Genomic DNA, 24478 nt, shown 5'->3' with positions numbered 1-24478 from the left:
CCGACCCCGAAGGGTGCTCCGCCATGCCCGAAGTCATGCCCACCGCCGCCGACCTCACGCTCATGCGGGTCGACCGGTTCCTCCTCGAACGGCTCGCGCCGCACCGGGAGGCGGGCGTCGTCCCGCTCGACGTCACCGCGTGGGAGGCGCCGGGCGAGCCCGTGCCGTTCGCGGAGGCGACGGCGCACGACGGCGTCCGCGTCGAGCCCGGGCACGCGTGGGGCGCGCCGTGGAGCACGACGTGGCTGCACCTGACCGGTCCGGCGCCGGCCGCTTCCACGAGCGGCCCGGCGCAGGTCGTCGTCGACCTCGGTTTCACCGACGTCAACCCCGGCTTCCAGGCGGAGGGCCAGTTCTGGTCCGCCGACGGCCGCCCGCTCAAGGGCCTCAACCCCCGGAACCGGGCGCTGTCGTGGCCCGCCGGCGAGCCGGTCGACGTGTGGGTCGAGGCCGCGGGGAACCCGACCGTCCTCGGCCACGTGCCCGAGTTCCAGCCGACGACCCTCGGCGAGCGCGCGACCGCCGGGACCGACCCCCTCTACGTCCTGCGGCGCGCCGACCTCGTCACCGTCGACGCCGGCGTCGACGAGCTGTGGCACGACGCCCAGGCCCTGCGCGACCTGCTCCGCGTCCTGCCCGACGACGGCGCCCGCTACGCGCGGGTGCTGCGCGCGCTCGACCGCCTGGTCGCCGTCGTCGACCCCGACGACGTCCCCGGCACCGCCGCCGAGGGGCGCAAGCTCCTCGTCCCCGAGCTCGAGGCCCCGGCCAACGCGAGCGCCCACCAGGCCTACGCCGTCGGGCACGCGCACATCGACTCCGCCTGGCTGTGGCCCGTGCGCGAGACCGTGCGCAAGGCCGCGCGGACGTTCTCGACCGTCGTGACGCTCATGGACGAGGACCCGGACCTCGTGTTCGCGTGCTCGTCGGCACAGCAGTACGCGTGGATCAAGGAGTCCTACCCGGACCTGTTCGAGCGCATCAAGGAGAAGGTCGCCGAGGGGCGCTGGGTGCCGGTCGGGGGGATGTGGGTCGAGTCCGACACCAACATGCCCGGCGGTGAGGCGATGGTCCGGCAGTTCCTCACGGGCAAGTCGTTCTTCCGCGACGAGCTCGGCGTCGAGACGCGCGACGTCTGGCTGCCCGACTCCTTCGGGTACTCGGGTGCGCTCCCGCAGATCGCGAAGCTCGCCGGCAACCGGTGGATGCTCACGCAGAAGCTGTCGTGGAACGAGACCAACGCGATGCCTCACCACACCTTCCTCTGGGAGGGCATCGACGGGACCCGCCTGCTCACGCACTTCCCGCCCGTCGACTCCTACAACGCCGAGCTCGCAGCCCGCGAGCTCGACCACGCCGCCCGCAACAACCGTGAGAAGGGCGAGCTCGACGCGTCGATCGTGCCGTTCGGCTACGGCGACGGCGGCGGCGGGCCGACCGCCGAGATGCTCGCCCGGGCGCGGCGGTACGCGTCCACCGAGGGCGTCGCCGAGGTCCGGGTCGCGAGCCCGTACGACTTCTTCGAGGCGGCCGAGGCCGGGCTCGAACGCCCCGCCGTGTGGAGCGGCGAGATGTACCTCGAGTTCCACCGCGGCACCTACACCTCCCAGGCGCGCACCAAGCAGGGCAACCGCCGCAGCGAGCACCTGCTGCGCGAGGCCGAGCTGTGGGCCGCGACCGCCGCGGTCAGGAACGGCGTGCCGTACCCGCACGAGGCGCTCGACCAGGCGTGGAAGACCGTCCTGCTCAACCAGTTCCACGACATCCTGCCCGGCAGCTCCATCGCGTGGGTCTACCGCGACGCCGAGGCCGGGTACGCCGAGGTCGCTGCAACTCTGGAGGAGATCGTCGGGACGTCGCTCGCGGCGCTCGCGGGCTCGGGCGACACGCCGCTGGTCTTCAACGCGACCCCGCACGTGCGGGACGGCGTGGCCGCGCTGGGCGCGGCGCCCGCCGCAGCCGCCGAGGGCCCGGACGTCACCGTGGCAATCGAGGAGACCGCCGACGACGGCGCCGGCGGGCACACGCTCGCCAACGGCCTGGTCGCGGTGCACGTCGACGCCCGGGGGCTCGTCGACTCGATCCACGACCTCCGCGCGGACCGTGAGCTCGTGCCCGCCGGCCTCGCCGCGAACCTGCTCCAGCTCCACCGCGACACCCCGCGGCAGTGGGACGCGTGGGACATCGACCACGAGTACCTCGACGAGCGGACCGACCTCGTCGACGTGCTCGGCATCGAGGTCGCGGCGTCGTCGGCGGACGAGGTCGTCGTCGAGGTGCGGCGCGCGTTCGGCGCGTCTACCGTGCGGCAGCGGCTCTCGCTCGCCCGCGGCTCGGCGGCACTGACCGTCGAGACGGTCGTCGACTGGCACGAGCGGCAGAAGCTGCTCAAGCTCGCGTTCCCGCTCGCGGTGCACGCCGACCGCTCCGCGTCCGAGACGCAGTTCGGGCACGTGTTCCGCCCGACGCACGCGAACACGCCGTGGGACGCGGCCAAGTTCGAGATCTGCGCGCACCGCTGGGTGCACGTCGCCGAGCCGGGCTACGGCGTCGCGGTCGCGAACAGCGCCACGTACGGCCACGACGTCCAGCGCACGACCGTCGACGACGGCTCCGCCGGATCCACGGTCACCACGGTCCGCGAGTCGCTGCTGCGGGCGCCGCTGTTCCCGGACCCCGACGCCGACCAGGGCGAGCACCGGTTCCTCACCGTGCTCCACGTGGGCGCGGACCTGGCCGACGCCGTCCGGGACGGCTACGCGGCCAACCTGGCGCCGCGCGTCGTCGAGGGCGCCGGGCCGGTCGAGCCGCTCGTCACCGTCGACGACCCGGCGGGTGCGGTGGTCGTCGAGTCGGTGAAGCTGGCGGAGGACCACAGCGGCGACGTCGTGGTGCGGCTCTACGAGTCGCTGGGCGGGCACGCCCGGGCGACGGTCACGCCGGGCTTCGACGCCTCGGGCGTCACCCGAACCGACCTTCTCGAGCGCCCGCTCGACGACGGCGCGGACGTCGACCTCGCGTCGCCGCTGGCGCTGCGCCCGTTCGAGATCGTCACCCTGCGCTTCGCCCGCTCCTGACCCGCACCCCCGACGTAGGCCGCCCGGCGGGGCACCTCGCGAGGTACCCCGCCGGGCGGCCTACGTCGCGGGGGAGTCAGGCGCCGCGGGCCTTGAGGAACTCGACCTGCTTCAACCACTGGTAGGTCTGCCCGCCCTCGTGCCCGTTCTCGGGGTAGACCTCGATGTGCTTGTCGGTGGACGCGAGCGCGTTGAACGCGGCGAACGTCGTCGACGGCGGCACGACGGCGTCCATGAGCGCGACCGAGAAGAGCGCGGGTGCGGTGATGCGCTTGGCGAAGTTCACGCCGTCGAGGTACGACGCGGTGGTGAGGACGGTCTCGCGCTGGTCGCGGTGGACGGCGAGGTAGCGACCGAGCTCCTGGAACGGGTCGCTCAGGGCCACCTGGAGCCCGCGTTCCCACGCGCACAGGAACGCGACGTCGGGCATCACGGCCCAGAGGTCCGGGACGAGGCCGGCCGCGGCGATGGCGATCCCACCGCCCTGGCTGCCACCGGTCACGGCGATCCGGGTGGGGTCGACCTCGGGGAGGGCGCGGACGGCGTCGAGCAGGCGGACGGCGTCGGTGTAGACGCGGCGGTAGTAGTGGTCCGCGGGGTCGTGGATGCCGCGTGTCATCCAGCCGGACTGCGCGGGACCCGAGCCGTGGGGGTCGGGGGTGTCGCCGCCGGAGCCCCAGCCGCTGCCCTGCCCGCGCGTGTCCATGAACACGTGCACGTAGCCCGCGAGCGCCCAGCCGACGCGCTCGCCGGGCAGCCCGCGGCCGCCGTTGTAGCCGTTGAACTCGACGACGGCGGGGAGCTCGTCACCCTCGCGGCCGTCCTGGAGCAGCGGGCGGGTGAGCCACGCCTTGACGGGCTCGCCGTCGAACCCGGGGAAGGTGAGGTCTTCGATGACCAGCCCGGTGATCGGGGTGTCGGCGGGTTCGCGCAGCACGGGACGGTCGGCGCCCGCGGCCCGGGACTCGGCGAGCGTCGTGGTCCAGAAGGCGTCGAAGTCGGCGGGCTCGCGTACCTCGGGCCGGAAGGCGCGGAGGGACTCGAGGGGCAGGTCGGTCAGCGGCATTGCTCTCTCTGCTTCTCGTTCGGGTACGCCGACGGCAACGGCCGCGGCGCCGACGGTGACGTTACCTGAAGCAACGTCACCGCCGGCGCCGCGGCCGTCGGGGTACCGAGGGTCGGCCCGGGGGCGGCCCGGACTCAGCCCAGGTCGCGGACCGCGGCGTACTGCTCGCGGACCACGGGCGTGGGCTCGCCGTCGAACGTGAGCGTCGGCCCGCCGTCGCCCCCCGTCCACACGGGAGGCTCGGCCGCGCCGGCGAGGGCCCACGCGGCCTGTCGGGCGGCGCCGTCGGCGACGTACTCGCCGGGCGGCGGGACCTCGACCGGCCGTCCGAAGACGCTCGGTGCGAGCTGCCGCACGGCCTCCGAGCGGGCGCCGCCGCCGATGAGCAGCAGTCGCCCGACCTCGGCACCCTGCGCGACGAGCGCGTCGAGACCGTCTGCGAGCCCGCAGAGCATGCCCTCGACGGAGGCTCGCGCCACGTGCTCCGGGGTGGCGTTGGCGAGGCGCAGGCCGTGGAACGAGCCGGTCGCGTCGGGCCGGTTGGGCGTGCGTTCGCCCTCGAGGTACGGGACGAGGACGAGGCCGTCGGCCCCGGCGGGTGCGCCCAGCGCCAGCTTCGACAGGCCGACGTGGTCGACACCGAGGATGCTGCGCGCGGCGTCGAGCACGCGGCTCGCGTTGAGGGTCACCCCGAGCAGCAGGTACCGCCCGGTCGCGTCGGCGAAGCCGTTGACCAGACCGGACGCGTCGGCGCTGGGCCGGTCCGCGACCGCGGACACGACCCCCGACGTCCCGATCGAGATCGCGACGTCGCCCGCGCTCATGCCGAGCCCGAGCGCGGCGCCGGCGTTGTCGCCGGCTCCCGCCCCGAGGACGATCCCCGCGGGCACGGTCTCGGACCCCTGGGTGGTCCCGGCCGCCTCGCCCGGCCCGACGACGCGCGGCAGGACGATCCGCTCCGCCGTCGCCTCGTCGACCCGGAGTCCCCGCGCGAGCAGGTCGCGCCGGTACGCGTCGAGACCCCAGTACCCGGTGCCGGACGCGTCGGACCGGTCGGTCGTGAGCGCGCCGAGGTCGGGCTCGAGGCCCTGCGACCGCGGGCCGTAGCCGGCGATGCGCCAGGTCAGCCAGTCGTGCGGCAGGGCGACGGCCGCGATCCGGCCGACGAGGTCGGGCTCGTGGTCGGCGACCCACCGCAGCTTGGTGACCGTGAGCGACGCGACGGGCACGGACCCGACGGCCTCGGCCCACGCGGCGGCTCCGAGCTCGTCGACCAGCGCTGCCGCGGACTCGCCGGACCGGGTGTCGTTCCACAGGAGCGCCGGGCGCAGGACCTCGCCGTCGGCGTCGAGCAGCACCATGCCGTGCTGCTGCCCGCCGACTGCGATCGCGGCCACGCCGGAGTCCGCGCCGAGGCCGCCGGCCGCTGCGGCGGCGACGGTGAACGCGTCCCACCACGCGTCGGGGTGCACCTCGGTGCCGTCGGGGTGCGACGCGGAGCCGGAGCGCACGAGCGCCCCGGTCTCCGCGTCACGGACGACGACCTTGCACGACTGCGTCGACGAGTCGACGCCGGCGACAAGGATGCCGCTCATCAGCCGACGAGGTGCTTGAGCGCGAGCTGGTGCAGCGCGACGAGCCCGTACTCACGCTCCGCGGCGGCGTCGAGGTCGAACGTCTCGCGCGTCGTCGGGTCGGCCAGGAACTGGTCGAAGGTCTCGCCCTCGCCGAGCGTGGACTGGCCGAGCTCGAAGATGCCGGCGTGCTCGAACGCCTTCTGGACCTCGGGGTCCTCGCGGTACTGCTTGGCCTTCTTGGCGAGGAGCGAGTAGGTCTCGATGTTGGCGCGGGCGGAGTCCCACACGCCGTCGGGGCCCTCGGTGCGCGACGGCTTGTAGTCGAAGTGGCGGGCACCCTCGTACTTCGGCCCACCGTTCGGGAAGCCGTTCTCGAGCAGGTCGACCGTGAAGAACGCGGACAGGAGGTCGCCGTGGCCGAACACGAGGTCCTGGTCGAACTTCGGGCCGTGCTGGCCGTTGAGGTCGATGTGGAAGAGCTTGCCCGCGTAGAGGGCGAGCGCGAGGCCGTGCGTGTAGTTGAGCGTGGCCATCTGCTCGTGGCCGGTCTCGGGGTTGAGGCCGACGATGTCGCCGTTGTCGAGCGTCGCGATGAGGGCGAGCGCGTGGCCGATCGACGGCAGGAAGATGTCGCCGCGGGGCTCGTTCGGCTTCGGCTCGAGGCCGATGCGCAGGTCGTAGCCCTTCTCCTTGATGTACGCGGCGACGGTGTCGATGCCCTCGGCGTAGCGGGCGTGCGCGGCGTGCAGGTCCTTCGAGTTGTCGTACTCGACGCCCTCGCGGCCGCCCCACATGACGAAGGTCTGCGCGCCGAGCTCGGCGGCGAGGTCGACGTTGCGGAGGATCTTGCGCAGGCCGAAGCGGCGGACGCCGCGGTCGTTCGACGTGAACGCGCCGTCCTTGAAGACGGGGTGCGTGAACGTGTTGGTCGTGACCATCTCGATCACGAGGCCGGTCTCGTCGGCGGCCTTCTTGACGGAGTCGATGCGCGCGCGGCGGTCCGCGTCGTCGGCGTCGAACGGGAAGACGTCGTTGTCGTGGAACGTGAAGCCCCACGCGCCGATGTCCGCGAGCTTGCGCACGGACTCGGCCGGGTCGAGCGCGGCACGCGTCGGGTCGCCGAACGGGTCCTGGGCCTGCCAGCCCACGGTCCAGAGACCGAACGAGAACTTGAAGTCAGGGGTGGCCGCGGGGGTGCTCATCCGGGGGTGCTCCTCATCGAGATGGGAGGTCCCTGGGGATCAGGGACCTGGTCGGTGGGCCGGCCGCGCGGGAGCGAGGACCGAGCCCTTTGTTGTATGGATGAACTTAACGCGTGGCGCGGGTAGGGTCAAGACTCATGGAGCTCCCCGGCGTCGCCACCCCCAAGGCTCGGCAGGCCTCGCTGCGCGAGCACAACCTCGCACTCGTCGCCCGCAGCGTGTTCGGCTCGCCCGAACCGCTGTCCCGGGCCGCCGTCGCCCTCGCGACCGGGCTCACCCGCGCGACGGTCGGCTCGCTCGTCGACCAGCTCGTCGCCGGGCGCGTCGTCGCCGAGCTCGCGCCCGCGCCCGGCCAGGTCGGACGCCCGGCGGTGCCGCTCGTGCCCGCCTCACGGACCGTCGTCGGGCTCGGGCTCGAGGTCAACGTCGACTACGTCGGCGTGCGCGCGCTCGACCTGTCGGGAGCGACCGTCGCCGAACGCATCGAAGGTGCGCCGGGCGCTGCGCCCGCCGACTTCTCGGGCAGCGACCCCGTCCGCGTGCTCGCCCGCCTGGGCGACCTCGCGCGCGACGTCGTCGCCGAGGTCGAGGCCGACGGCATGCAGGTCGCCGGCACCCGGCTCGCGCTGCCCGGCCTCGTGGACGCGCGTGCCGGCTTCCTCCAGGTCGCCCCGAACCTCGGCTGGGAGTCGCTCGCGCCGGTGCCGCTGCTCGGACTGCTGCCCGCAAGCGTCGAGATCGCCAACGAGGCTAACCTCGCAGGGCTCGCCCAGCTCCCGTTCGGCCAGTTCGCGTCCTCCGGCCACGACGGCACCACCTTCGTGCACGTCTCGGGTGACGTCGGCATCGGTGCCGCGATCGTCCTCGACGGCGAGCTGTACCTCGGCCGGCACGGTTGGGCGGGGGAGATCGGTCACGTCGTCGTCGATCCGGCGGGGCCGCGCTGCCGGTGCGGAGCGACGGGCTGCCTCGAGCAGCTCGCCGGCAAGGACGCGATCCTGCGCGGACTGGGCCTCGAGGCCTCCGTGGCCGCCCGGCCCGACGGCGCAGCGTCCGGCGACCTCACCCCGGTCCTCGAGGCGCTGGCCGGGGGAGGGGAGCCTGGCGAGCGGGCGCGCGCCGTCGTCGGGCGGGCCGGGAAGGCCCTCGGCACGGCGCTCTCGACGCTCGTCAACCTGCTCGACCTCGACACGGTGTTCCTCGGCGGCGTCTACGCGACCCTCGCCGAAGACCTGCGTCCGCAGCTCGAGGCCGAGCTGCGGACGCGCGTCCTGGCCTCGCCGTGGGAGCGGATCGTGGTGCGCCCCGCGCCCGTGTCCGGGTACGCGGCCCTCATGGGCGGGGCACGCGCCGTCCTGCGGGACCTGGTGCAGGCGCCCAGCGACTTCCTCGAGACGCTGGAACGCCTGTAGACGCCGAGAGCGCCGGGACGGAACGGCTCGCGTTCCGTCTCGGCGCTCTCGGTGCGTGCAGGCGCCTGGCCCGTCGCATCAGATCGAGTTGGCCTTCGCCTTCACGTGGATGAAGGTCCAGCTCGCCCGCCACATGCTGCGCACGTGGATGGACTTGCCGGGGCGCGGGGCGTCGATGATCTTGTTGCCGCCCACGTAGATGCCCACGTGGCCGGGCGTGTAGACGAGGTCGCCGGGCTTGGCGTGCTTCTTGGACACGACCTTGCCCGCGTGGCGCTGGCCCGACGACGTACGGGGGAGCGTCTTCACCTTCGTGTGCGAGTACACGTACTTGGTGAAGCCCGAGCAGTCGAAGCCGCGAGGGCTCGAGCCGCCGTACACGTAACGGGTGCCGGTGTACTTCACGGCCCTCTCGACGACGCGCGACGAGTACTTGTGCGTGTGCACCGTCGTGTACTTGGTGCGGCTCTTGACGCTGCTGGGGTGCGCCGGGTGGATCGTCGCGCGGACGCGATGGTGGCCGACCTTGAGGTGCTTGGAGAGGCGGTAGGTCACCTTGCCGTGCTTGAGCGTGCGGATGGCGACGAGCTTGCCGCTGACGCGGAAGTAGACCTTGCCGGTCGTGGCCTTGCCGCGTGTCGTCGAGGTGACCTTCACGAGCGGCGGCTTGTTCTTGTAGTACGACTTGTCGCTGATCTTGAGAGACAGCGACGGCGTCGACTTGTGGACGGCCTTGGTGGCCGTGGCGGCAGCTGCGGGGGTAGCGGCTGCGGTGGCGACGAGACCGCCGCCGACGAGGCCGACGAGGAGGCCTGCGGTGGTCGCGACACGGCCGAATCGGCGCGGACGACCACCCTCAGGGCGCACGGCGCCCTGCTCACGGGTTCGGAGCATGGTGTTGTACCTCTCACGCCTGCGAGGTGAGCTGTCGGGTTCGGGCGGGAGGTACGTGCCCGGCCGCTTGCGCGGCTTCACCCCGAGGAGGTCCGGTCCGTCATGGCCCGGGCCCCCGAAGGTGGGTCCCCCGTCGCTGCCACGGGTCATGGGCCCTTCCCGGTGGCAGCGCTCGGCGTTCCGGGTCGGGGCGGACGGGGGGTCGTGCAGCCGTCAGCGGATCGAGGCTAGGCAACGGACCCCGGAGGTCACAAATATGTAACGAGGACTTGCGTGTGCCCGAGTTGACCGGCTAGGCCCCGGTGGGAACCGGTCGGTGACACTCGGTCTCGGTTATGACAGAACAGGCGTTAACCGCCCGGATACCCCCGAGATCGTCGGTACGCCCGTGCCGTAAACCTTCACATCCGGTAGCGCTCCCACGGGCGTGTCGAAGCCCGGGATGTCGGGTTTCTCGGGTGTGTGCCGGGGGTCGCCCCGGGCGTGGCGTCCCGTGTAGGCTGCGGAATAAGGAAGGGAGCCGTTCAAAACGGCTCCGTGTCGCCGGGGCCGCCGGCGCACCAGCCGACCGGAGGACCAGGTCATGCCCAGCACCCAGGCCGCACCCGCCCGCCAGCAGCTCTCCCGGCGCGCTGCCGTCCTGCTCGCCGCCGGGCACGACGCCGCCTCCCACGACGTCCTCACGCAGCCCCTGGGCGACTCGACGGTCGTCCAGCGCGCGCTCGAGACGCTCACGCAGGTCGTCGACCGGGACCGCACCGTCGTCGTCGTGGCCCAGGGCGACACCCGCGTGCGCGAGCTGCTCGGCCCCGACCTCACGTACGTCGAGCAGACCGGCGCGGAGGGCACCGGCCCCGCCGCGCTGGCCGCGCGCGGTGCGCTCCCGGGAGACGCGGACGTCGTGCTCGTCGCCTACGGGGACACGCCGCTGCTGCGCAGCGAGTCGCTCCTCGGGCTGCTGACCCGGCACGCCCTCAAGGACGCCGACCTCACGTTCCTCACCGCCGTGCTCGCCGAGCCGCGGCCCGCCTACGACCGCGTGGTCCGCTCCGACGGCAGGGTCACCGCCATCGTGAGCGCCGGATCGGAGCCCGCGGCGGGCGAGACCGAGGACGGGCACGAGATCAACGTCGGCGCGTACGTGGCGGCGCCGGCCTTCCTGTTCGAGGTCCTCGACGAGCTGGTCGCCGCAGGCGCGGACCGGCTCACCGACCTCGCGCACCGCACGATCGCCGACGGCCGCCGCGTCGAGACGTACCAGATCTACGACACCGACGAGGTCCACGGCATCAACTCGCCGGCCGAGCTGCAGGACGCGGCGGACATCCTGCTCAAGCGGCTCTTCATGCCGAAGAAGAACACCGACACGACCATCCACTTCGGCACCGGCGGCTGGCGGGCGGTGATCGGCGAGGGCTACACGCTCGCCAACGTGCGCCGCCTGTCCCAAGCCATCGCCAACGAGACCACGCGCCAGGGACTCGAGTCGCGCGGCGTCGTCGTCGGCGGGGACCGCCGGTTCCTCTCCGAGGAGTCCAAGATCGCGGCCGCCGAGGTCTTCGCCGGCAACAACATCCCGGTCACCCTCCTGCCCGACGACGTCCCCACCCCGCTCGTCACGTTCGCCGCTCCCTACCTCGGGGCGGCGTACGGGATCATCGTCACCTCGAGCCACAACCCGCCCGAGTGGAACGGCATCAAGGTGTTCCGCGCCGACGGTTCGCTGCCGCTCGACGACGAGACCGACCGGTACCAGGACGAGGCCAACGCCATGTCCGTGGACGACGTCATCACGCTCGACCTCGATCTCGCCCGCGCGGCGGGCGTCGTCGTCGACCGGACGCTCACGGACCCCTACATCGACGCGATCGAGAAGATCGTCGACGTCGAGGCGGTGCGCGGCACCGACCTGCAGGTCGTCGTCGACCCGATGTACGGGACCAGCCAGCTCACGCTCGGCACGATCCTCGGCGACATGCGCGTGCGCGCCGAGTTCATCCACGCGCAGCACAACCCGCTGTTCGGAGGCATCGCACCTGCCCCCGACCTGCAGCGCCTGTCCGCGCTCATCGAGATGATCCGCTCCGGCGGCGGCCGGTACGCGCTCGGGATGGCGACCGACGGCGACTCCGACCGGATCGGGATCGTCGACGAGACCGGCGAGTACATCACCACCAACGACCTCCTCCTGCTCCTGTACTGGTACCTGCACGAGGTGCGTGGGGAGAAGGGCGGCGTCGTCCGCAACCTCGCGACGACGCACCTGCTCGACCGCCTCGCAGCGCACTTCGGCGAGGAGTCGCGTGAGGTCAAGGTCGGCTTCAAGCACGTGACCGCGGGCATGGAGGAGATCGGCGCGGTCCTCGGCGGCGAGTCGTCGGGCGGCCTCACGATCCGCGGCTGGATCCTCGGCAAGGACGGCATCTTCGCGTGCGCGCTCGTCGTCGAGATGCTGGCCCGCACGGGCAAGCGGATCTCCGAGCTGCGCGAGATGGTCTACGCGATCACGGGCCGCCTGTACACGCTCGAGGCGGGCGTCCCCTCGACCCCCGAGATGCGCGTCGCGGTACCGCGCCGGCTCGAGGCCGAGCCGCTCACGCACGTCGGCCCGTACCCCGTCGTCAGCGTCTCCCACCTCGACGGCACCAAGATCCTCCTCGAGAACGACAACTGGGCGCTCCTGCGCTTCTCGGGCACCGAGCCGGTGCTCCGGATGTTCGTCGAGGCCGACTCGCCCGAGAAGGCCGAGGAGCTGCTCGAGTGGCTCAAGGGCTTCGTCACCGCGGGCGTCTGAGCCCGTCCCATCGCCTCCCCACCCCGGAACGACCAGCACGAGCAAGGACGCCTCACCCATGCGCTACGGATTCTTCGACACCGACGCCGACGAGTACGTGATCGACCGCCCCGACGTCCCGGTCTCGTGGACGAACTACCTGGGCACGAAGAACATGTGCACCGTGCTGTCCCACCACGGGGGCGGCTACTCGTACTACAAGAGCTCGCAGTACGGCCGGATCTCGCGGTTCCGCCAGAACGGCGTGCCCCTGGACCGTCCGGGCCACTACGTGTACCTGCGCGACGACGCCGACGGTGACTACTGGTCGGCGTCCTGGCAGCCGGTGGGCAAGCCGTTCGTGGAGCCGGGCGAGGAGCCCGACGCCGCGGCCGGGCCGGGCGCCAAGGGACGGTGGACCACCCGCCACGGCATGGGCTACACGCGCTTCCGCTCCGAGTACCGCGGCATCGACACCGAGCAGACCGTCTTCATCCCGCTCGACGACGACGTCGAGGTGTGGGACGTGCGCGTCACCAACACGTCGGACCGGGTGCGCGAGCTGACGGTCGCGTCGTACGTCGAGTTCAGCTTCCACACGATCACGATCGACAACCAGAACCTGCAGATGTCGCTGTACGCGTCCGGCTCGTCGTACGCGGACGGCATCATCGAGTACGACTTCTACTACGAGCCGTGGACGTTCCACTACGTCGCGTCGAGCGAGACGCCGTCGTCGTACGACTCGCTGCGCGACAACTTCATCGGCCCCTACCGGACCGAGACGAACCCGGTCGCGGTCGAACGGGGCGCAGGGAGCAACCAGAGCGCGACGACCCAGAACCACTGCGGGTCGCTCCAGCACAAGGTCGTCCTGCAGCCGGGCGAGACCAAGCGCCTCGTCTACCTGCTGGGCTACGGCTCGCGGGACGAGGCCGGCCGCGCCATGCAGGCGAAGTACTCCGACGTCGCGTCGGCTGAGCCCCCCGCTCTGCCGGCGGTCGATCTCGAGTTCCAGCGCCTGCGCGACTACTGGCACGCCAAGCAGGACAAGCTCCGCATCCGCACGCCCCACGAGGGCATGAACACGATGATCAACTCGTGGACGCTGCTCCAGGCGGAGACGTGCGTCGTGTGGTCGCGGTTCGCGTCGTTCGTCGAGGTCGGCGGACGCAACGGGCTGGGCTACCGCGACACGGCCCAGGACGTCATGAGCGTCATCCACTCCAACCCGACGAAGACACGCCAGCGCATCCTCGAGCTCCTGCGTGCGCAGACCGAGCAGGGTTACGGGCTGCACCTGTTCGACCCCAAGGCGTTCGACCCCGACGCCGAGCAGCTCCCCGACGTGCCGTCCCCGACGATCGTCCCGACCCCGAACGTCGCGGACCTCATCCACGGGCTCGAGGACACCTGCTCGGACGACCACCTGTGGCTCGTCCCGTCCGTCGTCGAGTACGTCAAGGAGACCGGGGACCTCGCGTTCCTGGACCTCGAGGTCCCGTTCGCGCAGGGCACCCCCGCGACCGTGTACGAGCACCTGCGCCGCGCGCTGGAGTTCTCGGCCGAGCAGGTCGGGCCCAACGGCGTCGCGCTCGGCCTGCGCGCCGACTGGAACGACTGCCTCAACCTGGGCGGCGGGGAGACGTCGCTCGTGACGTTCCTGCACGCGTGGGCGATCCGGGCGTTCCTGGAGATCTGTGAGCACAGGCGAGCGGCCGGTGACGCGTCCGCGTCCGAGGACGTCGAGCGCTGGACGGCGGAGCTCGACCGCATCCGCGGCGTCGCCGACGCCGAGCTGTGGGACGGCCGCTGGTGGATCCGCGGCTACACCCGCGACGGCGTGAAGATCGGCTCCGCGGCCAACGACGAGGGCAAGATCTTCCTCGAGCACCAGGCGTGGCCCGTGATCGCGGGGATCACGTCGCAGGAGCGCGGCGAGGCGTCGATGGACTCGGTGCGCGAGCTGCTCGGCTCCGAGTACGGCAGCCACCTCAACTGGCCGGCGTTCACCAAGGTCGACGACACCGTCGGGTTCGTGACCCGCGTCTACCCGGGCATCAAGGAGAACGCCGCGATCTTCAGCCACCCCAACGCGTGGCCGATCATCGCCGAGGCGCTCCTCGGGCGCGGCGACGAGGCCGTCCAGTTCTACGACTCGATCCTGCCGTTCAACCAGAACGACAACATCGAGGTCCGCGGCGCCGAGCCGTACGCGTACGTCCAGTTCCTCTACGGCCGCGACCACGAGTGGTTCGGCAAGGCGCAGAACCCGTGGCTGACCGGTACCGCCGGCTGGATGTACACGGCCGTGACCAAGTACGTCCTGGGCGTCCGGCTCGCGCTCGACGGCCTCGTCGTCGACCCGTCGATCCCCGCCGACTGGGACGGGTTCGACGTCCGGCGCGAGTGGCGCGGCGCGGTCTACGAGATCGAGGTCCGCAACCCCGAGCACGTCTCGCACGGGGTCGCGTCCGTGACGGTCGACGGCGTCGCGCACGAGCCCGGGACCCCGATCCCGGCCGCGCCCGCCGGGTCGACGGTGAACGTCGTCGTGACGCTGGGCTGACCCGCCCTCGTTCCGGTACGACGACGGCCGCGCTCCTCGTGAGGGGAGCGCGGCCGTCGTCGTGCGCGGTCGAGGGTCTCAGGTGTTGATCCCTTCGTCCCAGCCCTCGTGCCAGCCCGTCTGGAAGTCGCTGACGCCCGCGACGACCCACCCCAGGAAGAACAGGATGAAGACCGCGCCCACGACGATCCCTGCGATCGCCATACCGCGGCCTGCCGTGCCGTCCCGCCTGATCTGGTGGAGCGCCACGATCCCGAGCACCAGCCCGACGAACCCGGCGAGCCCGCACGTGACGATCCCGCCGATCGAGGTCCACATCGACGCGACGGCGAGTCCGTTGCGGCGCTGCGGCCCCGGGTACCCGGGCGCGTAGCCGCCGTAGGGCGACGGGTAGCCGGTGCCGTACGGGGGTGGGGTGCCGTACGGCTGCTGCGGGTTCGGCTGCGCCGGGTAGGGCTGCTGCCCGTAGGGCGGCGGCACCTGCCCGTACGACGGCGGCACGTACGGCGGGTAGGCGGGGTTCGGCTGCTGGGGCTGCTTCGGGTCCTGGGAGGCACCGGCGGACGGGGTGGCGTACGGGTCCGGAGGTGCGCCGTCGGACGGTGGGATCGTCATGGCCGAGACGGTACCGGGTCCTGGGCGCTCGGCGCGCTCAGCGGACCAGGGTCCGCTTGGCCTTGCGGGCCGCCCGGACGAGGAACGGTGCCGTGGCTGGACGCAACGGCGGGTTCACGGTCGCCGCAGGGGCGACCGGCGCAGGCGCGGGGGAGGCTTGCTCGCGCGCGGTCGCGAGCTCGGCGCGCACCGTGCGCAGTGCGCCCTCGCTCGCCGAGCGGTCCGCCGACGCGCGGAACCCGCGCAGGGCGAGGTGCCGCTCCGCAGGCGTGAACGGGACGTGCTCGGCGGCGACGGCCGCACCACCGAGCTCCCGGTGGATCCCGGCGACGTTCTCGATGGTCAGCCTGTGGAACCGTTCGCGCGTGCCGGCGAGCTCGGCGCGGAGCTCGTCGCCGCGCTCGTCGACGTCGTGGAGCGTGCGGTAGAGGTTCTCCTCGAACCCGGCGTCGCGCGGGTCGAGCGCCCACTCCGGGTGCCCGAGGTCGGACGCGAAGTACCCGGTCTTGGGGTGGACGTCCAGCGAGACGGGTACCGCGCCCATGCCGAACGGCACCATCTGCGCGTGGCCGCGCGTGCCGAGGAACGTGGGGCTCTCCCGCAGCACCTCGAGGCCGCGGAACATCGCGTCGCGCACCCCGAAGAGCCGGGTCTCGGGAGCGTCGACGCCGTGTTCGGCGAGGACCTCGCCGAAGCGCAGGTCGGCGCGGGAGAACGGCACGCTGCGCACGTCCCAGCCCTCGCTCGCGAGCCGCGCGAGCACCCGGGCCTGGGCGGCGTAGATCGCCTCGGCGTCGAAGCCGGCGCGGAGCTGGCGCTTCCCGACGATCGACTGGGCGGCGATCCTCCGGCCCGGCGCGGCCGGGGTGTCGGCGAGGTCGGGGAACAGGGACGAGGCGATCGTCGTCGGGCAGGGTTGGTAGACCACCCGGTCGCGGAGCGACGGCGGGAGGTACTCGCGGATGGTGCGTACCGAGCCGTGGTTGCGCAGGCCGAAGAAGACCGACTTCTCGACCGTGAGCGCGAGGTGCTCGCGGAACGGTTCCGCGAAGTCGGGCTGCTCGTAGAACCGGTTGTTGCCGACGGCGAACACGATGAGCGGCTTCTCGAGCCGGCGGAGCTGCTCGATCGAGATGTTCCACTGCCAGCCCGAGCGGCGGTTCGGGTTCGTGTCGCTGAGGAAGAGGCCGCCCCCGCCGAGGACCACGGCGTCGGCCTCGGCGTTGATCATGTCGACGAGGCGCGGCCCGACGGCGTCGCGCAGCGGCCGGGTGTCGTAGACCTCGAAGCCCTCGCGCCCGCCGTAGCCCTCGAACGTCTGACGGACCGCCTCGAAGAGCAGCGTGTCCCCGTAGTTGCCGTAGGTGGGGATGTCGAAGTGGAAGAGGCGGAACGGGCTCATGCGTGCGGGTCCTTCGGTCGGGGGACGGGGCGGCTCCCGGGACGGAGCGCGCCGTGGCCGTCGGCGGCCTCGACCTCGGCAAGGTAGCGGGTGAGGCGCGGTCCGTGCGCCGTGGCGCGCGCCTGCCGGAGCCGGTGCTCGTAGAGGGTCGGGTCGGTGAGCTTGGCGAGGAACAGGGCCGCGAGCTCGATGGTGCCGCGCAGGGTCGGGTGCTCGAAGCGGTCGGCGAGCGCGTCGATCAGCGCGAGCTGGGACGACGTCGACAGGGCGCCCCAGTCGACGGCGTCGGCGAGGTCGTCGAGGGGTTCGGCGACGACGAGGACGCCGCTCGCCCGGGCGACCTCGCCCACGTAGACCAAGCGGTCCCAGAGCGCGGAGACGGTCGTGAGGACCCAGGGCGAGCCCCAGTGGAACATGTCCTGGTGGACGATCACCGAGCCCGGGCGGGTGAGCGTCACGAACCCGTGCATGGTCTCCGTCATGGTCGACGCCTGCTTGACGACGTCGACGAAGAGGAGCTCGACGGGTCCGCCCGGGGCGTCGTGCGCCGCCAGGGGGCCGACGTGCACGTCCACGAGGTCGCGGACGTCGGCGACGGTCGCCTCCCAGCGCGGGAGGACGTTCTCGCCGGCGGCGACCCCGAAGGACGGCCAGGCCTCCTGGACGAACAGGTCGTACGTGTGGATCCGGGGGAGCGGCCGGCCGGAGCGGCCTTCGCGCAGCCCCGTCCCGAGGGCGACGGTGGACCCGCCGAGGAACGTCCCCAGCTCGACGACGTCCCCCCAGCCCTCGACGACGTCGCGCGCCAGACCGTGCAGGAGCGTGACCTCCTCGCGGGCGAGCATGGTGGGCAGGGCGTGGGCGCCCGGGAAGGGCTCGTCGTCGGCGGGCTGGTGCCGCGCGCGGGCGACGGCCTCCGTCACCGCCGCGACCCGCGCCTCGAGCAGGGCCGGCTCGGGCACCGTCGAGGTCACGCGCCGACCTGTCCGGCCGTGGACCGGCCCGGCCTGGCGAGCGCGTGCACGCGGGCGCTGCGGACCTCGCGGGCGATCGACGCGTTGGTCGGGGCGAGCGCCCACGCGCGGCGGAACGCGTGCAACGCGTCCCGGTTGCGGCCGAGGCGGCGCAGCGCGTACCCGAGCTCGCGGAGCTCACCGGGAGTGGGCGGTCGCGTGCTCCACGCCTCGCAGAGGGTGGGTTCGACCGCCTCCCACCGGCCCTCGCGCGCGAGGCGCTGGGCGGTCCGGAGGGCGGGTTCAGCGGCCTGACGCGCGCCCTTGGTGCCGGCGCGCGCGACGGGAGCCCGCCGCAGGGACGCGACGAGGTCTTGCAGCTCGCCCGGGGTCAGGTACCCGAGCCACTCCCGGTCGAGCTCGTCGTAGCGCCCGTCCGGCCCGGCGGGCTGCCACGGCTTGGGACCCACGTAGTGCAGGATCTTGACGTCCTCGTCCTGGTAGACGGCGGAGTGGTGGGAGAAGATCCGCTTCGTCGTGTTGTACTCGAGCGGCAGCGGCCGCCAGGCGTCGACGAACGCGTTGAGGAAACCCTGGTCGCCACCGTCGGAGGACGCCGTGGTCCGCAGCGCGGCCATCATCCGCGCGAACAGGTCGGCCGACGGCGTCGCCGCGAAGACTCCCGAGTTGAACTCCTCCCCGGTCGGGAGCCGGAGCCCGGCGTCCGGCACGGCCGCGAAGTCGTCGCCGTCGAAGAGCTCGTCGACGTTCTGGCGCACGACGGCGTCCGAGTCGACGAACACGACGCGGTCCAGGAAGTCGAGCCGGAACGCGTGCAGCTTGGTGTACGTGGCGGCGAAACGGTCCTGCACGCGCCGGGCGGTGGTGGGGGCCGCACCCGCGACGACGGGGTTGACGATCGCGGGGACGTCGACCGTGTGGATGCCGCTCGCGAGGAGGGCGGCCGTGTCGGCGTCGGGCGTGCACAGGGCGAGCAGGGGGACGTCGGTGACCCGGCGCAGCGACCCGGCGAGCGCGCGGGCGCCGTGGTGGTAGTCGCCGGAGACCACGGTCACGTACGCGCACCGGCGGCCGTCGACCTCCGCGTACAGGCGACCGTCGAGCGGCTCGCGGACCTCGACGGGGCCGAGCGCGTCGCCGTCGGCGGAGGGGACCGCGGGCAGCGTCACGACGGCGCGCGCCTTGGGCTCGCCCAGGTGCGGCGTCGGGTGCGTCGCGAGGCTCGGGCGGTCGGTGATCGTCGTCGGGCCGGGGAGGTAGAGCCCGAGGGTCTCGGACGCGCCGAGGTTGGTGACGTGCGCGTCGGGGAACTCGACCAGGCAGGCCCGCAGGAACGCGAGGTCGGTGCCCAGCCCGTGCGCGTCCTCGTAGCCGGGCGCGAGGTCCTTGCCGGCGAGCGACTTCTCCACGGCCTCCGGGACCGTGTAGCCGTACCGGGCCGTGCTCGACTCGTACAGGTCGATCCCCGCGAGGTAGATCTCCCGGAAGCCGACGCCGAGCCCGAAGGCCAGCGCCTGCAGCCCCGTCGTGGGCAGGCCGGGCCGGCTCATGAAGTGGCGGGCGAGGCGCGGGTGTCGGGCGGTCACGGACCACGAGTCGAGCTCTGTGAGACCCAGCCCGAGGAACGGGTTGCCCCCCTTGTCGGTGTCGCGGTGCGACGCGACGCGGACCGGGGTCACGAGCCGGTCGAGCGTGTAGCGGCCGCTGCGCACCTCGTCCGCGAGCATCGTCTCGAGCCGGGCGTGCGGGACGGCCGAGAACCACGCGTCCACGTGGCGGCCGACGTGGTAGTGGCTCTCGAGGAAGAACCAGTTCACCCGGAAGACGACGGCGTCCGCCGGGAGGGCGTCGTAGCGGGGCATGGCCGAGCTCGGTCCGTTGCCCACGACGACGAGGGGGCGGCCCGTGAGGGCGTCGAAGTCCTTGAGCTCGAGGTCGCCCGGCTCGCGGCCGAGCGGGACGCTGCGCATGGTGGCCATCCACGGAGCGTGCCGTGGACGGACGAACGGGTCGCGAACACGCCGTGAACGCCGGGCCGCACGCGGGCGGCCGTCCGGCTACGCGGCGTCGTCGGCGAGGTCGAGGATCACGGGGACGTGGTCGGACGCGCCCTTGCCCTTGCGCTCGTTCCGGTCGATCTCGACCGCCGTGACGCGCGCGGCCAGCGCGGGCGTCGCGTAGGCGAGGTCGATGCGCATGCCCTCGTTCCGGGGGAACCGGAGCTGGGTGTAGTCCCAGTACGTGTACTTCCCGGGCTCGGGCAGGTGCTCGCGCGTGACCTCGGTCCACCCCGCCCGCGCGAACGCGGCGAACGCCTCGCGCTCGGCGGGGGAGACGTGGGTCCGGCCCGCGAACAGCGCGGGGTCCCACACGTCGGTGTCGAGGGGCGCGATGTTCCAGTCGCCCATCAGCGCGGCCTGGAGCGTCGGGTCGGCCTCGAGCCAGCCCTCGGCCGCGTCGCGGAGCCGAGCGAGCCACTCGAGCTTGTAGTGGTAGTGCGGGTCGTCGAGGACGCGCCCGTTCGGCACGTAGAGCGACCACACCCGCACCCCGCCGCACGTCGCGCCGATCGCGCGGGCCTCGCGCACGAGCGGGTCACCGAAACCGGGCTGGTCGGGGAAGCCGACCTCGACGCCCTCGATCCCCACGCGGGACAGGAGCGCGACCCCGTTCCACTGCGAGAGCCCGACGTGCGCCACCTCGTACCCGGCGAGCTCGAACGGCAGCGCGGGGAACTGGTCGTCCCGGCACTTGGTCTCCTGGATCGCGAGCACGTCCGTGCCCGACCGTTCGAGGAACGCGAGGACCCGGTCGGCCCGGCTGCGGATCGAGTTGACGTTCCAGGTGGCGATGCGCATGACGGCGAGCGTATCGGCCCTCCCCAACACCCCACCCACCGCCTACAGTGGCGGGCATGGCGACCGCACTCATCACCGGCGCGAGCTCGGGCCTGGGCCTCGAGTTCGCGTGGCAGCTGGCCACCAACAGGCACGACGTCGTCCTGGTCGCCCGGGACGAGGAGCGCCTCACCGACCTCGCCGGCCAGCTCCACGTGGCCGCGGGCGTCCAGGTCGAGGTGCTCGCGGCGGACCTCTCCGAGCAGGAGGGGCTGGACCGGGTGGCGGCGCGGGTCGCGGACCGAGAACAACCCGTCTCCCTCCTCGTCAACAACGCGGGCTTCCCCGTGAACCAGCCGTTCGTCGGTGGGGACCTCGACGTCGAGCTGAGGGCCCTGGACGTGCTCGTCAAGGCCGTCCTCGTGCTCTCCCACGCGGCCGCGCCGGCGATGGTCGAGCGCGGACGGGGCGCGATCCTCAACGTGGCGTCGGTCGCGGCCCTCACCACGAGCAGCACGTACTCCGCGCACAAGGCCTGGGTCCGCACGTTCACCGAGGTGCTCGCCGTCCAGCTCAAGGGCACCGGCGTCACCGCGACCGCCCTGTGCCCCGGCCTCACGCACACCGAGTTCCACGACCGGGCGGACATCGACGTGTCGGGCCTGCCCGACATCGCGTGGCTCGAGGCGGACCAGGTCGTCGCGACGGCGCTCGCCGACGTCCGACGCGGCGCGGTGATCTCGACGCCGTCGCTGCGCTACCAGGTCGCGTCCGGGTTCCTGCGTGCGATCCCGCGGTCCGCGGTCCGGGCGCTCGACACCACCGGCCTCACGGGCATGCGGAACCGCTGGAAGAAGGACTGACCCGCCCCGCTACGCTTGAGCCTTGTGACCGACACGACCGCCGCCTCGTTCTCCCCGACCCCGCGCGAGCAGCTGCGCGACCTCATCAAGGAGCTCGCCGTGGTGCACGGCCGGGTGACGCTGTCGTCCGGCAAGGAGGCCGACTACTACGTCGACCTGCGCCGCGTGACGCTGCACCACCGCGCCGCGCCGCTGATCGGACACGTCCTCCTGGACCAGCTCGAGGAGCTCGGCTTCGGGACCGCAGAGGTGGACGCCGTCGGCGGGCTCACGCTGGGGGCGGACCCGATCGCGACCGCCCTGCTGCACGCCGCGGCGTCGCGCGGGCAGGACCTCGACGCGTTCGTCGTCCGCAAGGCCGCGAAGGCCCACGGGATGCAGCGCCAGATCGAGGGTCCGGACATCGCGGGCCGCCGGGTCGTGGTCCTCGAGGACACGACGACGACGGGCGGGTCACCCATCACGGCAGTCGAGGCGTGCCGTGCGGCGGGGGCCGAGGTCGTGGCCGTCGCGACGATCGTCGACCGGGCCACGGGCGCCGGCGAGAAGATCGAGGCTCTCGGCGTGCCCTACCACTACCTCTTCGACCTGGCCGACCTGGGCCTCGTCTGAGGTTCCGCGCGGAGCGCGCCGCGCCCGGTGCCTCTCAGACCCGGTCGACCAGGTCCGCGATCCCGTCGACGACCTCGTTGGGCCGGAACGGCCAGCCCTCGACCTCGTCGCGGCGTGTCGAACCCGTGAGCACGAGGTAGGTGTAGAGGCCCGCCTCGATGCCCGCGACGACGTCGGTGTCCATGCGGTCGCCGATCATCGCGGTCCGCTCGGAGTGCGCGTCGATCCGGTTGAGCGCGGACCGGAACATCATCGGGTTGGGCTTGCCGACGAAGTACGGCTGGCGGCCCGTGGCCTTGGTGATCATCGCGGCCACGGCGCCCGTCGCGGGCAGCGGGCCGTCGGGGCTCGGTCCCGTCGAGTCGGGGTTGGTGCACAGGAACCGGGCGCCGTCGCGCACCAGCCGGACGGCACGGGTGATCGCCTCGAACGAGTACGTGCGCGTCTCGCCGAGGATCACGTAGTCCGGATCGGTGTCGGTGAGCGTGTAGCCGGCTTCGTAGAGCGCGGTGGTGAGCCCGGCCTCGCCGATCACGAAGGCGCTCCCGCCGGGCATCTGCTGGGAGGCGAACGTCGCCGTCGCGAGGGCGGACGTCCAGATCGCCGACTCCGGGACCCTGATCCCGGTCGCGGCGAGCCGTGCCCGCAGGTCCCGCGGCGTGAAGATCGAGTTGTTCGTGAGGACGAGGAACGGCCGGTCCTTCTCGCGCAGGCGTGCGATGAACTCCGGAGCACCGGGCAGCGCGCTGCCCTCGTGGACCAGGACGCCGTCCATGTCGGTGAGCCAGCAGTCGACCTCGCGCGTGGGCTCCTCGCGGGTGTCGTCGGTCATGGTCAGGCCTCCTCGTGCTCGTTGCGGGAACGGGTGGTCGGGGCCGTTACCCCGGCCGCGCGGCCGTGCCGGGGGCCGGGGACCGCAGGGGCCGCGGCACGGGACGCCCGGGTCTTGCGCCGCGCCTCGAGGACGATCGGCACGACGGACAGCAGGACGATGCCGATGAAGATGGGTTCGATGTTGTCGCGGATGAACGAGATCCGCCCGAGGTAGTAGCCGAGCGTCGTGACGACGGTCGTCCACACGAACGTCCCGAGCAGGCTGTAGGGCCAGAAGGAGCGGTAGCGCATCCGTCCGACGCCCGCCGCGATCGGCGCGAACGTCCGCACGATCGGGACGAACTGTGCGAGCAGGATCGTGCGGCCGCCGTACCGGTCGAAGTACTCGTTCGTCTTGTCGACGTAGTCCTTGCGCAGGATCTTCGAGTCGGGGCGGCTGAAGATCCGCGGCCCCGCGAACTTCCCGATGGCGTACCCGCACTGGTTGCCGCAGAACGCGGCCGCGAACAGGATCGCGATCAGCACGGGCAGCGAGATGTCGAGGCTGCGGCCGCCGTCGGTCGCGGCGACGAGCATGCCGGCGGTGAACAGCAGCGAGTCGCCGGGCAGGAACGGGAAGACGAGCCCCGTCTCGATGAAGACGATGAACACGATGCCGGCGAGCGCGAACGACCCGAACCGGTCGATCAGGTTGTTCGGGTCGATGAGGTCGAGCGGGCTCGCGGCGAGCTGTGCGGACAGGTGGCCGGCCAGCTCTCCGGACAGGGCGAGGGCGGTCATGGGTTCAGCGTAGTGGCCGGGTTCGGAGCGGCCTGCGGGCGGGTTGGGGACGCCCTGTGCAGACGCGTTCTTCCGGGAGGGCCTCAACCTCGTGCCGGACGCGCGGTACGGCACGGTCACCGGTACGGCACGGTCACCTATGACGAGTGGCTCGCGAAGGACTGACACTCCCGCCCCCAACCCGGCGGGCGTGGATCCCGTGGTCGGCCGACGCCGCGACCCGCGAGGATGGTCGGATGACCGTGGAGAGACCCGGGGACCGGACCGACGACGAGCCGGGGCGCGTCGTCGGGGTCGGGCCGTGGCCGGGCGGGCCCGACGCGTGGCCGCGCCTGCCGTCCGGCGAGCCCGACCCGCGCTACGACCCCGAGCTCCTCGCGGGCGGCGACGCGCGCAACGTCGTCGACGCCTACCGCTACCTGACGGTCGAGGCGATCGTCGCCGACCTCGACCGCAAGCGCGCCGAGCACCCGGCCGCCCAGCTCCACGTCGCGGTCGAGAACTGGGCCCACGACCTCAACATCGGTTCCGTCGTCAGGACGGCCAACGCGTTCAACGCGGCGAGCGTCCGGATCGTCGGACGACGACGCTGGAACCGGCGCGGCGCGATGGTCACCGACCGGTACCTGCACGTCGAGCACCACCCCGACGCGGGGGCGCTGGCGGCGTGGGCTGCGACGGCCGGCCCGCCCGACGACGCAGGCTCGCCCACGCGGCTCCCCGTCGTCGGCGTCGACAACGTGCCGGGCTCGGTGCCGCTCGAGGGGATGGCGCTCCCCGCGTCGTGCGTGCTGCTGCTCGGCCAGGAGAGCGCGGGCCTGAGCGCGGAGGCCCAGGCCGTGTGCGACGTCGTCGTGCACGTGACGCAGCACGGCTCGACGCGTTCGCTCAACGCGGGCGCGGCCGCCGCGATCGCGATGTGGGCGTGGGCCGTCCAGCAGATGTGACGGCCTGCTGAGACGGGCTCGGGCGCGTGGAGGATCCGTGGAAG

18 protein-coding genes and 1 riboswitch are annotated in these 24478 nt (G+C 72.7%); of the genes, 7 read left to right on the top strand and 11 right to left on the bottom strand.

The window, feature by feature from the left end:
• Positions 1-23 precede the first annotated feature (23 nt).
• Positions 24-3077 (top strand): alpha-mannosidase, encoded by a 3054-nt coding sequence (locus KDY119_RS16200; protein WP_227994396.1) that lies wholly within the window; start codon positions 24-26, stop codon positions 3075-3077.
• A gap of 76 nt (positions 3078-3153) precedes the next feature.
• On the opposite strand, the gene KDY119_RS16195 is transcribed toward KDY119_RS16200, so the two are convergent.
• The 3 genes from KDY119_RS16195 to xylA all read right to left on the bottom strand — a co-directional run bounded on the left by KDY119_RS16195 (position 3154) and on the right by xylA (position 6922).
• Positions 3154-4143: an acetylxylan esterase gene (locus KDY119_RS16195; protein ID WP_036947536.1), complete on the bottom strand. Its 990-nt coding sequence runs from the start codon at positions 4141-4143 to the stop codon at positions 3154-3156.
• A 134-nt stretch (positions 4144-4277) separates the two neighbouring features.
• Positions 4278-5738 carry a xylulokinase gene (gene xylB / locus KDY119_RS16190; protein ID WP_036947535.1) on the bottom strand — a complete coding sequence of 487 codons (1461 nt, stop codon included), beginning with the start codon at positions 5736-5738 and terminating at the stop codon, positions 4278-4280.
• A complete protein-coding gene (gene xylA / locus KDY119_RS16185; protein WP_036947534.1) occupies positions 5738-6922 on the bottom strand; it encodes a xylose isomerase in 1185 nt (394 codons plus the stop codon). The genes xylB and xylA overlap by 1 nt, the downstream gene beginning before the upstream one ends.
• 137 nt (positions 6923-7059) lie before the next feature.
• Here xylA and KDY119_RS16180 point away from each other — a divergent pair, with 137 nt between their 5' ends.
• On the top strand, positions 7060-8334 hold the full coding sequence (locus KDY119_RS16180; protein ID WP_036947533.1) for an ROK family protein: 1275 nt from the start codon (positions 7060-7062) through the stop codon (positions 8332-8334).
• Positions 8335-8412: 78 nt separating this feature from the next.
• Here KDY119_RS16180 and KDY119_RS16175 read toward each other — a convergent pair whose 3' ends face one another.
• The gene (locus KDY119_RS16175) at positions 8413-9228 is read right to left on the bottom strand and encodes a C40 family peptidase (RefSeq protein WP_051136326.1); all 816 of its coding nucleotides are present in this window, start codon (positions 9226-9228) and stop codon (positions 8413-8415) included.
• Position 9229: 1 nt separating this feature from the next.
• A riboswitch (cyclic di-AMP (ydaO/yuaA leader) is annotated at positions 9230-9393 on the bottom strand.
• 418 nt (positions 9394-9811) lie between these two features.
• Between KDY119_RS16175 and KDY119_RS16170 the strand changes: the two genes are divergently transcribed.
• Together KDY119_RS16170 and KDY119_RS16165 are read left to right on the top strand one after the other, a co-directional pair.
• A complete protein-coding gene (locus tag KDY119_RS16170; RefSeq protein WP_153022541.1) occupies positions 9812-12022 on the top strand; it encodes an NTP transferase domain-containing protein in 2211 nt (736 codons plus the stop codon).
• A 58-nt stretch (positions 12023-12080) separates the two neighbouring features.
• Positions 12081-14570 (top strand): GH36-type glycosyl hydrolase domain-containing protein, encoded by a 2490-nt coding sequence (locus KDY119_RS16165; RefSeq protein ID WP_036947532.1) that lies wholly within the window; start codon positions 12081-12083, stop codon positions 14568-14570.
• A gap of 78 nt (positions 14571-14648) precedes the next feature.
• Here KDY119_RS16165 and KDY119_RS16160 read toward each other — a convergent pair whose 3' ends face one another.
• The 5 genes from KDY119_RS16160 to KDY119_RS16140 all read right to left on the bottom strand — a co-directional run bounded on the left by KDY119_RS16160 (position 14649) and on the right by KDY119_RS16140 (position 20419).
• Positions 14649-15185 (bottom strand): DUF4190 domain-containing protein, encoded by a 537-nt coding sequence (locus tag KDY119_RS16160; RefSeq protein WP_051136325.1) that lies wholly within the window; start codon positions 15183-15185, stop codon positions 14649-14651.
• A gap of 37 nt (positions 15186-15222) precedes the next feature.
• Positions 15223-16587, bottom strand: coding sequence for a polysaccharide pyruvyl transferase family protein (locus KDY119_RS16155; protein WP_051136324.1), 1365 nt, complete (start codon positions 16585-16587; stop codon positions 15223-15225).
• Positions 16584-17561, bottom strand: coding sequence for a class I SAM-dependent methyltransferase (locus KDY119_RS16150; protein ID WP_036947531.1), 978 nt, complete (start codon positions 17559-17561; stop codon positions 16584-16586). The genes KDY119_RS16155 and KDY119_RS16150 overlap by 4 nt, the downstream gene beginning before the upstream one ends.
• A complete protein-coding gene (locus tag KDY119_RS16145; protein ID WP_148284037.1) occupies positions 17558-19540 on the bottom strand; it encodes a glycosyltransferase in 1983 nt (660 codons plus the stop codon). The genes KDY119_RS16150 and KDY119_RS16145 overlap by 4 nt, the downstream gene beginning before the upstream one ends.
• A 78-nt stretch (positions 19541-19618) precedes the next feature.
• Positions 19619-20419: an exodeoxyribonuclease III gene (locus KDY119_RS16140; protein ID WP_036947529.1), complete on the bottom strand. Its 801-nt coding sequence runs from the start codon at positions 20417-20419 to the stop codon at positions 19619-19621.
• Between the two features lie 56 nt (positions 20420-20475).
• Here KDY119_RS16140 and KDY119_RS16135 point away from each other — a divergent pair, with 56 nt between their 5' ends.
• Together KDY119_RS16135 and pyrE are read left to right on the top strand one after the other, a co-directional pair.
• Positions 20476-21261: an SDR family NAD(P)-dependent oxidoreductase gene (locus tag KDY119_RS16135; RefSeq protein ID WP_051136323.1), complete on the top strand. Its 786-nt coding sequence runs from the start codon at positions 20476-20478 to the stop codon at positions 21259-21261.
• Positions 21262-21285: 24 nt separating this feature from the next.
• Positions 21286-21873, top strand: coding sequence for an orotate phosphoribosyltransferase (gene pyrE, locus KDY119_RS16130; RefSeq protein ID WP_051136322.1), 588 nt, complete (start codon positions 21286-21288; stop codon positions 21871-21873).
• Positions 21874-21907: 34 nt separating this feature from the next.
• Here pyrE and KDY119_RS16125 read toward each other — a convergent pair whose 3' ends face one another.
• Both KDY119_RS16125 and KDY119_RS16120 read right to left on the bottom strand, forming a co-directional pair.
• Complete coding sequence (locus KDY119_RS16125) at positions 21908-22705, bottom strand: HAD-IIA family hydrolase (RefSeq protein ID WP_036947528.1); 798 nt, start codon at positions 22703-22705, stop codon at positions 21908-21910.
• A gap of 2 nt (positions 22706-22707) precedes the next feature.
• Positions 22708-23487, bottom strand: coding sequence for a VTT domain-containing protein (locus tag KDY119_RS16120; protein WP_083890673.1), 780 nt, complete (start codon positions 23485-23487; stop codon positions 22708-22710).
• Between the two features lie 236 nt (positions 23488-23723).
• On the opposite strand from KDY119_RS16120, the gene KDY119_RS16115 reads away from it, so the two are divergent.
• The gene (locus KDY119_RS16115) at positions 23724-24434 is read left to right on the top strand and encodes a TrmH family RNA methyltransferase (protein ID WP_153022540.1); all 711 of its coding nucleotides are present in this window, start codon (positions 23724-23726) and stop codon (positions 24432-24434) included.
• The last annotated feature ends 44 nt before the right edge of the window (positions 24435-24478 follow it).

Source organism: Luteimicrobium xylanilyticum (assembly GCF_009429125.1).
Classification (GTDB): domain Bacteria; phylum Actinomycetota; class Actinomycetes; order Actinomycetales; family Cellulomonadaceae; genus Luteimicrobium; species Luteimicrobium xylanilyticum.
This window is presented reverse-complemented; position numbering and strand designations above follow the sequence as displayed.

What these genes read in the sequence shown, in the direction of transcription:
- xylB (WP_036947535.1), bottom strand. Translation starts at nt 5,738, where the DNA reads ATGAGCGGCATCCTTGTCGCCGGCGTCGACTCGTCGACGCAGTCGTGC.
- KDY119_RS16120 (WP_083890673.1), bottom strand. Translation starts at nt 23,487, where the DNA reads ATGACCGCCCTCGCCCTGTCCGGAGAGCTGGCCGGCCACCTGTCCGCA.
- KDY119_RS16170 (WP_153022541.1), top strand. Translation starts at nt 9,812, where the DNA reads ATGCCCAGCACCCAGGCCGCACCCGCCCGCCAGCAGCTCTCCCGGCGC.
- KDY119_RS16175 (WP_051136326.1), bottom strand. Translation starts at nt 9,228, where the DNA reads ATGCTCCGAACCCGTGAGCAGGGCGCCGTGCGCCCTGAGGGTGGTCGT.
- KDY119_RS16115 (WP_153022540.1), top strand. Translation starts at nt 23,724, where the DNA reads ATGACCGTGGAGAGACCCGGGGACCGGACCGACGACGAGCCGGGGCGC.
- KDY119_RS16165 (WP_036947532.1), top strand. Translation starts at nt 12,081, where the DNA reads ATGCGCTACGGATTCTTCGACACCGACGCCGACGAGTACGTGATCGAC.
- KDY119_RS16125 (WP_036947528.1), bottom strand. Translation starts at nt 22,705, where the DNA reads ATGACCGACGACACCCGCGAGGAGCCCACGCGCGAGGTCGACTGCTGG.
- KDY119_RS16135 (WP_051136323.1), top strand. Translation starts at nt 20,476, where the DNA reads ATGGCGACCGCACTCATCACCGGCGCGAGCTCGGGCCTGGGCCTCGAG.
- xylA (WP_036947534.1), bottom strand. Translation starts at nt 6,922, where the DNA reads ATGAGCACCCCCGCGGCCACCCCTGACTTCAAGTTCTCGTTCGGTCTC.
- KDY119_RS16160 (WP_051136325.1), bottom strand. Translation starts at nt 15,185, where the DNA reads ATGACGATCCCACCGTCCGACGGCGCACCTCCGGACCCGTACGCCACC.
- KDY119_RS16140 (WP_036947529.1), bottom strand. Translation starts at nt 20,419, where the DNA reads ATGCGCATCGCCACCTGGAACGTCAACTCGATCCGCAGCCGGGCCGAC.
- KDY119_RS16195 (WP_036947536.1), bottom strand. Translation starts at nt 4,143, where the DNA reads ATGCCGCTGACCGACCTGCCCCTCGAGTCCCTCCGCGCCTTCCGGCCC.
- KDY119_RS16180 (WP_036947533.1), top strand. Translation starts at nt 7,060, where the DNA reads ATGGAGCTCCCCGGCGTCGCCACCCCCAAGGCTCGGCAGGCCTCGCTG.
- KDY119_RS16145 (WP_148284037.1), bottom strand. Translation starts at nt 19,540, where the DNA reads ATGGCCACCATGCGCAGCGTCCCGCTCGGCCGCGAGCCGGGCGACCTC.
- KDY119_RS16200 (WP_227994396.1), top strand. Translation starts at nt 24, where the DNA reads ATGCCCGAAGTCATGCCCACCGCCGCCGACCTCACGCTCATGCGGGTC.
- KDY119_RS16155 (WP_051136324.1), bottom strand. Translation starts at nt 16,587, where the DNA reads ATGAGCCCGTTCCGCCTCTTCCACTTCGACATCCCCACCTACGGCAAC.